The 13,903-nt window shown below is 70.9% G+C and carries 10 protein-coding genes; 6 read left to right on the top strand and 4 right to left on the bottom strand.

Features of this window, described 5'->3' with window-relative positions; genetic code table 11:
- The first annotated feature begins 79 nt into the window (after nucleotides 1-79).
- Both AB0M29_RS18675 and AB0M29_RS18680 read left to right on the top strand, forming a co-directional pair.
- Entirely contained in the window at nucleotides 80-772 is a 693-nt protein-coding gene (locus tag AB0M29_RS18675) for an NAD(P)H-dependent oxidoreductase (protein WP_365383801.1), read from the top strand.
- A gap of 173 nt (nucleotides 773-945) precedes the next feature.
- Nucleotides 946-1,599 (top strand): hypothetical protein, encoded by a 654-nt coding sequence (locus AB0M29_RS18680; protein ID WP_365383802.1) that lies wholly within the window; start codon nucleotides 946-948, stop codon nucleotides 1,597-1,599.
- Nucleotides 1,600-1,768: 169 nt separating this feature from the next.
- On the opposite strand, the gene AB0M29_RS18685 is transcribed toward AB0M29_RS18680, so the two are convergent.
- Entirely contained in the window at nucleotides 1,769-3,550 is a 1,782-nt protein-coding gene (locus AB0M29_RS18685) for a stealth family protein (RefSeq protein WP_365383804.1), read from the bottom strand.
- A 319-nt stretch (nucleotides 3,551-3,869) separates the two neighbouring features.
- On the opposite strand from AB0M29_RS18685, the gene AB0M29_RS18690 reads away from it, so the two are divergent.
- Nucleotides 3,870-4,034, top strand: a complete 165-nt coding sequence (locus tag AB0M29_RS18690; protein ID WP_365383805.1) for a hypothetical protein — start codon at nucleotides 3,870-3,872, stop codon at nucleotides 4,032-4,034.
- A gap of 36 nt (nucleotides 4,035-4,070) precedes the next feature.
- Here AB0M29_RS18690 and AB0M29_RS18695 read toward each other — a convergent pair whose 3' ends face one another.
- Nucleotides 4,071-6,218 carry a PIG-L family deacetylase gene (locus AB0M29_RS18695; protein WP_365383807.1) on the bottom strand — a complete coding sequence of 716 codons (2,148 nt, stop codon included), beginning with the start codon at nucleotides 6,216-6,218 and terminating at the stop codon, nucleotides 4,071-4,073.
- A gap of 326 nt (nucleotides 6,219-6,544) precedes the next feature.
- Between AB0M29_RS18695 and AB0M29_RS18700 the strand changes: the two genes are divergently transcribed.
- Nucleotides 6,545-7,612, top strand: coding sequence for a hypothetical protein (locus tag AB0M29_RS18700; protein WP_365383809.1), 1,068 nt, complete (start codon nucleotides 6,545-6,547; stop codon nucleotides 7,610-7,612).
- On the top strand, nucleotides 7,609-10,419 hold the full coding sequence (locus tag AB0M29_RS18705) for a stealth conserved region 3 domain-containing protein (protein WP_365383811.1): 2,811 nt from the start codon (nucleotides 7,609-7,611) through the stop codon (nucleotides 10,417-10,419). Before AB0M29_RS18700 ends, AB0M29_RS18705 begins: the two co-directional genes overlap by 4 nt.
- A gap of 32 nt (nucleotides 10,420-10,451) precedes the next feature.
- Here the strand turns inward: AB0M29_RS18705 and AB0M29_RS18710 are convergent, their stop codons facing one another.
- Nucleotides 10,452-11,945 (bottom strand): helix-turn-helix domain-containing protein, encoded by a 1,494-nt coding sequence (locus AB0M29_RS18710; RefSeq protein ID WP_365383812.1) that lies wholly within the window; start codon nucleotides 11,943-11,945, stop codon nucleotides 10,452-10,454.
- A gap of 401 nt (nucleotides 11,946-12,346) precedes the next feature.
- Nucleotides 12,347-13,267 carry a serine/threonine-protein kinase gene (locus AB0M29_RS18715; protein WP_365383814.1) on the bottom strand — a complete coding sequence of 307 codons (921 nt, stop codon included), beginning with the start codon at nucleotides 13,265-13,267 and terminating at the stop codon, nucleotides 12,347-12,349.
- 87 nt (nucleotides 13,268-13,354) lie between these two features.
- On the opposite strand from AB0M29_RS18715, the gene AB0M29_RS18720 reads away from it, so the two are divergent.
- Nucleotides 13,355-13,897 (top strand): RNA polymerase sigma factor, encoded by a 543-nt coding sequence (locus AB0M29_RS18720; protein WP_365383816.1) that lies wholly within the window; start codon nucleotides 13,355-13,357, stop codon nucleotides 13,895-13,897.
- Nucleotides 13,898-13,903: the final 6 nt, after the last annotated feature.

A 13,903-nucleotide genomic window follows, 5' to 3' on the forward strand; every position in this document is an offset into this window, starting at 1 on the left:
CAGCGCGTACGCCGCGCTGCCCCGGCCCGCACCCCTGTGACGGAGCCGGCGCCCGACACGTGACACAAGGAGACCCGCCATGACATCCCTGCTGCACCTCGACTCCGCCGCGAACGGCTCGGGCGAGTCGGTCAGCAGAGAGCTGACCGCACTGTTCGCCCGCACCTGGAAGGAGGCGTACGGCCCCGTCGGATACCGCTACCGCGACCTCGCCGCCGACCCGGTGCCGCCGCTGGACACCGCCTACTGCACCCTCGGCCGGCGCGTGGAGCGCGCGGGCATGCTGCCGCCGAACCGCGTGCCGGACCTGGTCGCCGGACCCGACGAGGAGCGGGCGTGGGCGCTCACCCGTCCGCTGATCGCCGAACTGCTGGCCGCCGACACGGTGGTCATCGGCGCGCCGATGTACAACTACGGGGTGCCGGCGCTGCTGAAGGCGTGGATCGACCGGGTGACGTTTCCCGGCGCCTTCACCGACCCCGTTCATGGCGCGAGCTTGCTGGCCGACACGCGGTTCGTCGTGATCGCGGCGCGTGGCGGCGCGTACGGGCCGGGCACCGCTCACGCGGCCTGTGATTTCCAGACGCCCTATCTGCGCGCCTACTGGCGCCGGTACGGCGTGCCCGAGGAGCACATCGCCTTCGTCGCCGCCGAACTGACCGTCGCCGGGCTGATGCCGCACCTGGCGCAGTACCGCGAGACGGCCGCCGCGTCGCTGGCCGCCGCGCGCGCCGAGGTGACGGCGCTGGCCTTGGCGGGGGCGGGAGTCTGACGCTCCGCCGCGAGGGGGACCGCCCGCTTGCGGCCGGCCTGGTGCGGCCGGTCGAAGTGCGTAGTTTCCCCGATGCCGGAGACCGCCGCCTTTGCGAGGGTCGGTGCCGGGTGAGCCGATCATGCTGAACCGCCCACCCTCATGGCATCCGTTGGCGGAAGGTTGGTCGCATCATGTCCTGGCTCGACGATCCCCTGGCGAAAGCGGCGGTCCCGCTCGCTCCGGCGACGGTGCTGCGGACTCTCGCCGACGCCGCCGGGGATGTTCCGCCGCGGCTCACGGTCCACCTGTCCGGCGGTCACGCTCTCGCCGGCGTCCTGGTGGCGGTCGGCGCCGATCGCGGAACCGACGTCGTCGTCGTGGCCGATCCGGGCAGTGGCCGGCTCGAGTACGCGCTGGTGTCCGGCGTGGTCGCCGTCGCACTGCACGACCCGGCACCCTTCCAGGACGTACTCACCGGGGGCCGAGTGCCGCTGTCCCGGGCCGGCGGTCCTGTCACACGGCTCGCGTTGCGCCGGGAGTTCGCCCCCACCGAGGACTTCCCGCTGGACGTGGACTGGGCGGCGTTGGACGGATCCGACGTCGAGCTCGGCAACCTCGCCGCCCTGCTGCGCGGCCTGCGCGATGCCGTCGTCCAGGTACGCGCCGACGACATGGGCCGGCAGGCATGGGCGCAGATCCACACGGTGCGCGTGGCACACCGAGCCGAAACCCACCTCACGGTGCGGCCGATCGCGGACGGACTCTCTGTCCAGGCCGATCTGACCGCCGCGCTGCCCCGCGCCCTGCCGGACGAGCTTGTCGGGCAGATCAGCGCTCTGCTGTAGCCGGGCGCCGCACCAGCGCCCCCCAGCCTGGCCGCCCAGGGACAGTGAACGCGCCCGCGTCCACGGCGAGTACGGCATCCGGTGGGTGCCGTACCGCCGCGCGGGCGCCGTCATCAATCCCGGTGCGCCCCGCGAGCCCTGCCTCGTACCGGCCCCTCGGCACTCTCCGCTACCGGCCCCGCTGACCGCCGGGTACGGACGGGCGCGCGGGCCGCTTTTCGAAGGGGCCGGGTACAGGAAAGTACGATTCGAGGAACGGGGTGATCAGGTCTGTCTGGTCGGCTAAGTCGTCGTCGGTCGAGACGGTGTCGTTGACGCAGAACACGGTCTTGTCCCGGGCGGCGAGGAGGCGGCCCAGCCTCGTGTCCGTCCAGGGGTGGGAGAGGTCGATATAGACGTAGGGGAGTTCGGCCGGGATCGCCCGTCCGGTCGTGAAGGCGTAGTAGTGGTGCAGCGAGGACGCGACGGAGATGTCGTCCATGCCGCGGAAGCGACTGGACTCCGTGCGGCGGTGCTCCGCGGCGAAGGTGTGCTCGATCTCCTGGAGCACACTGCGGCGAAGGGCATGCGGCATGTGCTTCATCTTCTGGACGATCACCCCGCCGTTGTACTCTTCGATGATCCGGCGGTTGTTCTTTCCGGCCGCGGCGACCGGGGGGTCGTCCGGCGACTTCTCGCCGAGCGGCACCAGGGCCGAGGACGGAAAGAACTTGGTGGTGCCGTTCGCGAGGAAGAAGTCCTGGGCGGTGGTCTCCCGGCCGAGCATCACGTCGTCGTTGAAGTACAGGAAGTGCTCGGACAGGCCCTCGATGCGATGCAACTGGCTCTCGATGGCATGGGAGTTGAAGGTCGGCAGGCTGCCGGGTGAGCGAAAGATCTCCCGATGGCTCACGACATGGACGCCGGGTACGGAAGTGTCCAGCCAGTCCGGTACCTGGTCGTCGGTGACGACGTAGACGTTGCGTGTCCAGGGCGCGTACATGTGCAGGGAACGCAGGGAGTACCGCAGTTCGTCACGGCTGAGATAGCGGGCGGCATTGGCCGACTCGCCGTGGTACGACGCGCCCGTGTGCTCCGCCCGCCGGGCCAGCCATGCGGGGTCCGTGCCGTCGACCCAGGTGTAGACGACGTCGACGGGGAAGCGGATCTTGTCCACGGGGTGGATGGCGAAGTGCTCCCGGGTGGGAACCTCGACGCGGGCGGGCGAGTGCTCGTCCAGGGGCGCCAGGTCGGTGAGGTACGCCTCGGAGACGGTCACCGGCTTGGAGTCCGCGGGTATGTGCTCGGCGAACCGTCCTGGGCGGGGGGCGACCAGGCGTCCCTCCTCCTCGGTCCAGAACTCCACGTCGCAGCCGTAGCGCGTGCCCAGTCCCAGGCGGCTGGTGCCGTTGGTGCGGTACCACGTGAGGCGCAGGATCTCGGCGCGCGCGACCCGTCGCCAGGTCGACGGCTCGAATCCGGGCCACGACGCCTCGGGCACCGGGCGGTTCCCCTTGACCACGGTCACATAGCCGGGCTCCTGCCCGCACAGTGCCTCCAGCGCCGCCAGCACCTGCGGCCGGTCCTTGTCCCGCACGGCGACGGCTGCGGCGGTCTCGGAGCGGCTCCGTACACAGAAGTGCTCCAGGCCGCCCGCGGCCAGGGCGCTCAGCACAGCCGCGAGGTTGGCCCGGCGGGCCGTCAACGGTGTCGCGTCGGCGTCGATCAGAGCGATCTTGGGTTCCCTGCCCGCTGCCAGCACGGTGCGGCCGGGCTGATCGACGATGCCGTTGAGGCGCTTGCCCAGGCGCGACGCGCGGGCCAGCTCGGCCGCGTCGGCGGCGCCGGCAATCCGCATTTTGACCTGGGTACGCAAGCCGCGGTGGACGTGCCCCGCGATGATCCTGCGAGCGCCTTCCGGCAGAGCGCGCCGGTACGCGCCCACCAAGCGGGGCGCCTCAGGGTTTCGCATGATCGACCGCTCCTCACGAAAACCGGCGAGGCGTGAAATGCCGTCCTGGGCATAATCCCGTGAACAGCCCCTGGACCACCGGACAGTGGCTGACCGTAACCCGACGTTCCCAGGCGAGGCAATTATTTTGGTAAACGTGCGTATGCGCATGTGAATTCTGCGACGGGGCGCTGTCCACGCCCTTGGTACTTCTGCTACCCGACGTGTGAGAGCCGTCCGAACTCCCTTATGAAGACGGGGTTTTCGCTATTGTCGGCACCTGTGCAGTCGACGGGGGAGTCCCGGTGGCGCCACTACGATCCCTGACCGGGAGACAGCTGTGTTCATCCGGATACTTGTCGGCGTCGCCGTATGCGCGGCGGCCTGTGTGGTGCTGGACGTGGTGGTCGCCACGGTCCGCCTCTGCTCGACCGATCCGGACGAGCCGTACTTCGGCCACGACGATCACGGCGGCCGGCAGGACATCGTGTATCCCTTCCGGTGACACCGGGGTGGCGGCGTCCCGACGGGCCCCGGCGCGCTATGCGCGACTTGCACCGGTCCAGCGGGTGACCCGGGGAGCGCCCCCTGGGCCGAGCGTCACCAGCGCGACGGTGCCCGAGCCGATGCCGATCACGGCCGGACGCCCGACGGCGACCGTCGGCGCCAGGTCGTGGTGGCCGTGGCCCAGCCCGGCGAGCCCCATGGTGGCCGGACCCGTCCGGACGGCCAGGACGGGAGTGCCCCCCAGCGGCTGCCCGGCCAGCAGGGAGACGTCGCCGAAGCCGGCGTCGTTCACTCGGTACGCCGGTGTCCAACGGCCGGCGGGCCCACCGGAGAGCCGCTCCACCACGAGGGCCGCACTCTGCGGGACGTGATAGGCCAGCAGCAGGGAACCGTCCTGGGCGGCAACGGCGTCCGGTGCGCCGCCCGGTGGCGAGGCCGACCATGTCCGCACGGGCCGCACCTCGCCCGTGGGCGTGTCCTGCCCCCAGTGGTGCACGGAGGAGGGGCCTGCCGCGAACACATGGACGCACCCCGACGCGTCGAGTGCCGCCGTCAAGCCCTCCTGGACCTGCCCGCCCGACAGCAGGCGCCAGCCGGACCAGTTGCCCGCGGTGTCCCGGACTCTGGAGCTGAGCCCCTTGGAGGCATTGCGCACGAAAAGGTGTACCCGGCCGTCCACGCCGGTGATGACCGTGGGCGGCCCGACCCGGCGGCCGCGTACGGGGTCGCTCTCCGGGTTTCCCAGGCTGCGCCAGGCATGACCGGCGAGGGCGCCGGACGAACGCGGCGGCTCCGCCAGCATGACGATGTCCCGCGTGTTGCCCCGCACCGTCCCCTCCAGGCCGCCGAATCGTAGGCCGAACAGCAGCGCCTGGCCGTCGCGCGTCGTCGCCGCGCTCAACGCGGGAGCCAGCGGTCCGCCGCCGAGGTCCTCCGGCTCCCCCCATCTGCCGCTGCCCGCCGCGGACTCCACCCAGCGCACTGCCCGGGTGCCCAGCACGGCGTGGACCACCAGAGCGCCGTCGCTGCCGGCGGAGGCGAGCGGGCCGGCGGTGGGATAGCGGTGATGGGTGCTGCGCACCCAGCCCCTCCTGGACTTCAGTGTGGAGCCCTGGCCGATGCTGTAGTCCCCGCACCCCGCCGCGTTGCCGCACGCCCAGGCGGGACTGCCGCCGTACGCGTCGAGGTATCCGGCTTTGAGCCGTACGAGTGCGGGCGGGAGGTTGAACGGCCAGCGCTGGTTGTAGTAGCCGCGATACGTGTCGGTGAGAAAGGCCGGGGCCTCGCCGTCGCGCTCGATGCTGCCGCGTACCCACTGTGCCATCGCGGCCCAGGTGAAGAGCGCCGCGGCGGTGTGATCGGGGTGGTCCGAGTAACCGCGCTGGTCGGAACTCCGCGGATGGTGCTTGTCGTGCACCTGGATGTCGGGGTCGGGGTCGAGGGTGCGGATCAGGGTGGGCCGATAGGTGCGGAAGAGGAACGCGAGGGAGTCGGTCAGGCGCTGCGCGCTGTACGTGCGTTCGCCCCGGACCGGCGAGTCGTTCAGGGCGACGGTGTGTACGACGGTGCCCCGCCGGTCCCACAAGTCGGCCAGTCCCACGTAGCCGTGGGGGACCTTGTTGTGCATGTCGATGGCGAGGAAGACCAAGTGCGCACTTCTGCCTCGGTAGTGAAGGGTGTCCACCTCGGCGTGGCCGCCGCCGGGCAGCGCGAGCGTGGTGCGCACCCACGGCGTGAAGACGTCGGCTCCCAGCATCCGCGCGTAGCCCTGGCGCAGGCCCTGCTGACGGGAGGACACGTAGGCGGGGATGTCGGGCCGTGGCTGTGGCTGCCCGGGAACCTGGTTGACGCCGAAGGATCCGCCGCCGGTGACGTAGACGGAGACGACCGGCACGCCGCATTGGAGGGTGCCGACCGTGTCGGGGTTCATGAAGAACAGGTCGTCGTCGGGGTGTGCCAGCACCTGCATCGCCAACGGCCTGCCGGTGGCCGCGAATCGCACCTTCCGTGAGACCGGCAGCGCTCCGCCCGTCGGGGCATCGGTGAGGCCGGAGGTGCCCGGCGTCGAGGTGGGTGAGCCCGTGCAGCCCCCGGCGATGCCCGCGCCGAGAGCCGCTGCCATCGACGCGAGCACGGCCCGACGGGGGCGGCGGCCCCGGCGCAGGTCCCCTATGCGATCCACTCTCGGCCCCGCTCCCTTTGCGCAGTGAATTGGTCTCTCCGCGCAGAAGAGTGGAAGCAGGCGCTCTTGGTTTCCACGACAGGGCGAGTTCTTCTCGCGGTGAGGGGTTTTCGTCGTGACGGATGTGAAGCGTGTCCAGACCGGGCGCCAACCCGTTGTGAGTATTGTCCGGAGGCCGAATCCGGCGGCGGCTGAGGAGTTACGCTTCTCTTTCTCGTGCGGTGTCAGGCGGCCAGAACCTACGCGTCCCCGGTCTTCCCTCCGCGCACGTGACAGATGGTGAAACCAACGGAACGGGATGAGAGAGACGGGGTGTCCCGGCGACCGTGAGCGAATTCCTTCTGCCCTATGCGGTGAAGACCGCGCAGCAGGCGAGATCGGCAGCGGCGCGGATACGGCGCCGGGTCCAGCGGATCACCACCGTCCCCACGGTGGGCACCACGGTGCGCCCGCGGCCGATGCTGGTCCCGGTGCATCTGTCCGTACTCGGCGGACGCACTCTGAACGTGGCGATCCCCCTGCGGGGGAGTGATGAGGACGTCGCCGGTGCGCGCCTGGAACTGGTCCGCGGCGCAGAGCGGATGTCCACCCCACTGGTGCGGGAACGGCACGGGGCGGACGGCACGCTGCTCACCGCGACCGTGACGTTGCGTCATGGCGACGGGCCGCAGGGCCGTTCTGCCGCTCCTGACCACGGCCGCCCTTCATCCATGGTCCTGCGCGGTGGTCTGTGGCGGTTCTCAGCGGCACTTGTCCACGACGACGGCCGTGAGACTCGTGTCGATCTCGCGGCGGTCGAGCGGCGCGTGAGCGAGGGACCGACCGTCTCCCATCCGCCCTGCCCGTACAGCGGCGCGGTCTTCCGCCTGATGCGTTCGGTGAACGGCCGGGCGCTGCTCAAGGTCTCCGGCCCGGCGCAGCACGCGGAGCTCGTCGACTTCGACCTCCGCTGGGACCGGGTGACCGTACGCGGACGTCTACTGGGCCGCCGGCAGCCCGCCCAGCGGTTCTCCGCCGAAGTGCGTCGGCGCGGCACCGGCCGCACGATCGCCGCCGAAACGGTGTGGGACGGCGACCGTTTCACCTTCGATCTGCCCCTGGCCGCGATCACCCGGGGACAGCGCACCGAGCGCACCTGGGATGCCTACCTGACGGCCGGCCGGACCCGGCTGAAGGTCGCACGCCGTCTGACCGACGTGCGGCACCCCAAGCGGGTCTTCCGTACGCCCTACCGCATCGTCGCCCTTGAGGGCGGCTCGCTGGTGCGGGTCCACGCCTATGTCACACCGGCCGGAGCCCTCGCGGTGGCCTGTGCGGACTTCACCGCCGACGCACCCGCCGATGTCACCGCCGATGCAACCACCGCCGACTCCACTGCCGATGAGGACGCATGAGAATCACCTTTCTGCTCACCTGGGGCGACGAGATGGGCGGCACGGAAATGGCCGCCTACACCCAGGCGGTCCATCTCGCACCCCGGCACGATGTCGAGGTGCTGAGCGTCTTCAAGACCCGTTCCGAGCCGTTCTTCGCCATCGCCCAGCAGGTCGAGCGCCGCTACCTGGTGGACAGAACGGGTCCCTGTGAACGTCCGACCCGCCGCACGGCCCTCGACGCAGCGGCATGCCGCACGCTCGCGTCGCTGCCCAGCGAGATCGTCAAGCCGGCGTGGGAGCCCACCTTCGACCGGCTCTCGGACATCGAGATGACCGCAGCCCTCGGCGCCCTCGACTGCGACGTCCTCATCACCACCACGCCCGCGCTGATGGCCGCGGCCGCCGCACTCGTCCCGGCGCGGGTGGTCACCGTGCACGAGGAACACCGCGCTTCGCAACTGCGCGGTGTCTCGGGCGAGCCGCTTCTGGCGTGCGCACCGCGGATCGACGCCCTGGTGTCGCTGACGAACCGTACGAACGACTGGTTCGCCGACTCGCTGGGGGCGTCGGCTCCCGAGCTCGCGGTCATTCCCAACGCCGTGCCCGACGGCTACCGCCCGCGGGCCGACCTGGACGGCAGAGCGCTCGTCCTCGCCGCGCGGATGACACCGGAGAAGCAACTGGACCACGCGATCCGGGCATTCCGCGAGATCGCCGACGACTTCCCCGACTGGCGGTTGCGGATCCTCGGCGACGGCCCGCAGGAAGTGCGGCTCCGGCATCTGGTCGAGGGCCTGGGGTTGCACCTGCGGGTCGAACTCGTCGGCAGGTCACAGACGATGGAGGAGGAGTGGGCCAAGGCGGCCCTGTGCCTGCTGCCGTCGCGCAACGAAGCCTTCCCCCTCGTCCTGCTGGAGGTGTTCGCCGCAGGTGTGCCGGTCGTCGCGTACGACATCGTGACGGGCCCGGCCGAGATCATCCGCCACGGTGTGGACGGCCTGCTGGTGCCCTCCGGTGACGTCGCGTCGCTGGCCGCCGCGATGTCACAGCTCATGGGTGACGACCGGCAGCGGCGTGCCATGGGCGAGGCGGCCCGCGAGGGCGTCTACGAAAGGTTCGGCAGCCGGACGGTCACCGCGCGATGGGAGGACCTCCTCACCCGCCTGGTCGCCCGCCGCGACAGCCCGCAGCGCCTGGCCGACCGCGCGGACCGCGTCGCGCTGCGGCTCGCGGCGGGCGGCACCCGCGACTTCAGCGTCGCGGCACCTGTCTCGCACCTGCCCGACTCCTCCGACGAGCAGAAGGCCCGCGAGGTGCTCCTCCAGGCACAGAACCGCTCGCTGATCCGCTCTGCCGGGCGGCTCGCCGAGGAACGCGACGACATCAGCGGCCCCCTCATGACACAGACCAACCTGGAGATCGCCTCCACCGTGCTGGAGGACGCCGGAATCCCGTACGTCCTGCTGCGCGCCGACGGCCCCGCCCACCGCCTGGCGGTTCCCGTCGAGGAACGCGGCCGCGTACGGGACGCGCTGGCCGCCGCACTGCACGGCGAGCCGGTGTATGCCGAGCTGATCACCCCACGGGGCGCCGCACCCGGCGCCGTCCTCGCCGAACGCCTGGGCGGGGTCGGTGAGATCGCGGGCCTGCGCGTGTTCAAACCCGTCACCACCACCAGCCGCACCCTGCGCTACGGCCCGGCGTACGGCTGCACCATCGAGTTCTGGGCGCTGGAGGACGACGGCTGGCGGGCGGCCCCCCGGGGCGCGACCCTGCTCGGCAACCGGCTGCCGTCGCTGGAGGCTACGGCGAAGCTCCGCGTCGGCGGGCGCGACTACCCCACACTGGCGCAGTTCACCAAACCGCTCATGTGGCAGGTCGACTTCCCCGTGGACGCGGTCTACACCTGGGTCGACGACACCGACCCGGACTGGCGGACCCGCCGCGACACGGCGCGCGGACGCCTGGGCATGGCCACCCAGGAAGCGGACGGCGGCGACGTCCGCTTCCGCAACCGCGACGAACTGCGCTACTCCCTGCGCTCGCTGGCGATGTTCGCCCCGTGGATACGCACCATCTACCTCGTCACCGACGACCAGACTCCGGCGTGGCTGGACACCGGCCGGCCCGGCATCAGGGTGGTGAGCCACCGGGACATCTTCGAGAACCCGGCCTGGCTGCCCACCTTCAACTCGCACGCCATCGAGAGCCAGCTCCACCGGATCGACGGGCTCGCCGAACACTTCCTGTACCTCAACGACGACGTGTTCATCGGGCGCCCGCTGTCCGCGCAGTCGTTCTTCCAGAGCAACGGCGTGGCGAAGTTCTTCCGCTCACCGACCGCGGTCCCCCCGAGCGAACCGTCCCCGGATGACGAGGGCTACTTCGCGGCGGCCAAGAACAACCGCGCGCTGCTGGAGCGGGCCTTCGGACGCACCGCGACCCACGGATTCCTGCACGCCCCGCACCCGTTGCGCCGCAGCGTCCTGGCCGATATCGCCGAGCGGTTTCCCCAAGAGGTGGCACGGACGGCCGCCAATCCGTTCCGAGGCAACCGCGACCTCTCGATCGTCTCCTCGCTCCACCACCACTACGGCTACCTGACCGGGCGCTCGGCGCCAGGAGCGGTGTCGTGCCGCTACGTCAACGCGGGCGACTACGGGCACCACTCCGTGCTGAGCCACCTGCTGGCCACGCGCAACCACGACACCTTCTGCATCGGCGAGTCCCCCGACGCGGAAGTGCCCGCCGCCGAGCAGGACCGGGTGCTGCACGCCTTCCTGAGCGCGTACTTCCCCGTGCCGTCGCGCTTCGAGAAGAGCTGAGCGGGAGTCGGCACCCCCTGCGGTGAGGCTCGTCAGCGTCCTCGCCGGGCCGCCGACTGGATGCGCAGGGCGATCACGAGATCGTGCGCGCCTCCTGAACGGCCGACCAGCCGACGGCCCAACAGCCGCTCGCACGCGGCGAGATGATTGCGCACGGTGTTGGGATGCGCGTCAAGGTGCTGCGCGCACTCCTCGATCCGGCCGTTCGCGGCTATCCATGCCGTCACCGTGCGCAGGAGCGGACGCGCGTCCCTCCGTAAAGGTGCGGTGAGCTCCTGGGCCCAGGCCAGGGCGGCAGGAGAGTGGAGAATCTCCGCCAGCGAGAGTGCGGGCTCCCGCGTACCGCCGGGGGCCGACTGCGACTGCGTCTGTGCCAGCTCCAGCGCGAGGTTGAGCTCGGCCCTCACCCGCATGTCGCGGAGGTCGACTCCGAGGACCGATCCGGCGCGGTTCCAACGAGCGGCCACCGTCTTGCGGTTCAGGCTGATCTTCTCCGCGGCGGCCGCGTGTCCGGTGTGCAGGACTTCTCCCACGATCGAGAGCAGGTCGAACCGTTCCTCGTCCGACAGCTCCTGAAAGGGCGTGAGATACGCCTGAGCCCAGCCTCTGGCGCTGTCGGGCAGGTGCTGGGCCAACTGCTTTCCGTCGCTGTGCAGAGCGATGCGTTCCGGCCGGCGCCGAGCCACCCTGAGTGCCCGCGCCGCCATGTCGTAGGCATCACGGAACCGATCCAGCTCCACGGGCCCACTCTCGCCCACGGCGGCAATGGAACGGGCCTCCACCAGTTCCTTGAGCGCCCTCCTGACCTCGTCGGTGTGAGGGGACCGAGGTGGGGGAGCGACGACCACCACATGATCGGGGCAGTGCGGATCCGCGGCGGCCAGGGCGGCGCCCGCGAGAGCGCGCCGGCAGGATTCGAGGGACAGGGTTCTGCTGCCCGGCGGACACTCGACGAGGAACACCCGCGTCGGCGACGTGTCGAGAACGCCCGGGAGGACAGGGCGGGCGAGCCTGCGCGCCGCCGTCACGTCGCCGGCCATCAGGTGGGTCAGAATCGCCGCACGCGCGGTGTGGACAGCGGGGGCGAGCTCGTGTTCCCCGCGTGCCAGACGGGACGGCGTGCTCGACGCGCCCAGCGCCAGCGCCGCGTAGTTGACCAGGTCCGCCACCCACCTCGGGTACTGGGCCCGGCCCGCGACCAGGATCACCGGGCGCGGCCGGAGGCTGCCGATCCCCACGATCTGCACATAGGAGCCGGGCAGTACGAGGCACGCGGCACCCAGCGCCCCCTCCCGCACCCTCTTGGCGGTGGCGGAACCATGGGCGCGCAGCAGACTCGACGAGGCGTCGTCCCGGCCGATCACCCTGGTATCGGGCGTGATGACCGCCGCGTGGCCGCCGACCATCCCCGCGATGTGGTCCAGGAGCTTGACCAACGCGAGGTGACCGTCCGGTGCGGACGGCCGCAACTGCTCGACGAGGAGGTGCAGGAACGCCGACTCCGCCGCGACCCGATCGAGTGCCATCAACTGTCTCGCCTCCTCAGGCTTGCCGGTACGGGTGATCGCGACGGGTCACGCACAGCCGCAGCGCGGTCAGGTCATCCACTGGTGATCTCCTCGGGCTCCTCGCTCACTCCCTACTTGTCCGGAGCCCGGTTCCGCGTTCGCGCCGTTCCGAGTCGGCGCCCCGGCCTCGACAGCCGACCGCGCCGCGCACACGCACACCTTGGGGGGATGTGGACCGATCCCGCCTCGCTCTTCGACAGTTGGACACGCGGCTCCGGCCCCGGGTTGTCACCTCCCGTTCGACGGTTGTGTGACCGGATTGTCGCGGAGTCGTCACTTCCGCCCGCGTGTGGTCTCAGACGCACCTCCCGTCGCGGAAAGCGTCGTTGATCACGACATCGGCGCGGACCTGAGCACGCTCAGCGGAGCAGCCAGGTGACCGCCGTGGTCACCAGGAAGACGACGACCGCCGCGAGCCAGACCGCAGGGCTCGAGGGGCGGGTGGGCTGTGCGGGCCCGGCAGGGGGCTCTTCTACCTCCCGCGGTGACAGCAGCGCGTCCGCGAATGCCTGGGCGGTGTCCGGCCGGTCGTCGGGATCCGCGGACAGGGCGGCATCAAGGAGCGCGCGGACGGCGTCGGGAACCTCCAGGTCCGCGCGGATCGTCGGCGAGGGGGCCTTTGCCGCCTGCTCCGGGGTGAGGGTCGCGACGCGACCGCCGGTACCGAAGGGCTTGTTTCCGGTCAGCAGCTCGAAGGTGACGACGCCGAGGGCGTACACGTCTGCGCGGCTGTCGAATCCGGTGGTCTGGAAGGCCTGTTCGGGCGCCATGTAGGCGGGGGTGCCGGTGGTCACGGTCAGCCCCGAGGCGTCGGCGGCCTGCTTGGCGCTGCCGAGGTCCGCGACGAGTACGGCATGGGGTGCGCGGCCGGTGTTGAGCAGGAGGTTCGACGGCTTGACGTCACGGTGGATGATGCCCGCGTCGTGGAGCACCTGCACGGCGTATCCGGCCTCGGCCGCCAGGCGGAGCGCCTCCTGGGGACGGCAGTGCCCGATCTTCTCGGCCAGCGTGCCGCCCTGGACGTAGTCCATGACGAAGTAGGGCCGCTCGTCCTGGACACCGACGTCGTGGACCCGCACCACGCGGGGACTGGAGAGCCTGCGCAGCAGCCTCGCCTCGGCCAGGAACCGCTCCCGCACGTCGGCGTTCGACGCCCAGTTGTCGGCCAGCACCTTGACCGCGACGTCCGTGTCGAGTTCGGGATCGTATGCCTTCCACACGGTGGCGAACGAACCGGCTCCCAGCCTGTCCTCGAGGAGGTAACGACCCAGCTTCCGCATGTGGCAACATTCTGCCGTAGACGGTGGAGCCGGCAAACGCGGGTTGCCCACGCGGTAGTCGGCTCGGACGGAAACGGAAGAAGCAGGGTGGACGACGAGGACGACCTGGCAGCGCTTGTGGCGTCCGCCCAGGCAGGCGACCGGGAGTCCCTGGACCGCCTCCTCGTCAAGCTCCGGCCGGTGGTCATGCGCCGCTGCTCCAGGTTCCTGCCGCACCACGCCGACGCCGAAGAGGCCGCGCAGGACGCCCTGCTGTCGATCAGCACACATCTGCCGGAGTACCACGGCCGGGGCTCGTTCCTCGGGTGGGTGACGGTGATCGCCTCGAACGCCGCCCGGTCCACGTATCGTTCGATGCGCAGGCGCGCGGAGGACAGTCACGCGGCCGTTCCTGACGACGTCGACCCCCGAACGACCAGCGTCATCGTGGGGACCCGGCTGGGCCTCATGGAAGCGCTGGCGGAGCTCGAGGAGCGGCATCCGGCCCTGGTGGAGTCCTTTGTGCTGCGTGATCTCGGGGACCTGACCTATGGCCAGGTCGCCGAGATCACGGGCGCTCCCTTGGGGACGGTCAAGGACCGTATCCATCAGGCGCGCCGATTCATGCGGGGACGTCTCGGCGGCGTCTGAGGTACG

It is taken from the genome of Streptomyces sp. NPDC051976, from assembly GCF_040680795.1.
Lineage (GTDB): Bacteria > Actinomycetota > Actinomycetes > Streptomycetales > Streptomycetaceae > Actinacidiphila.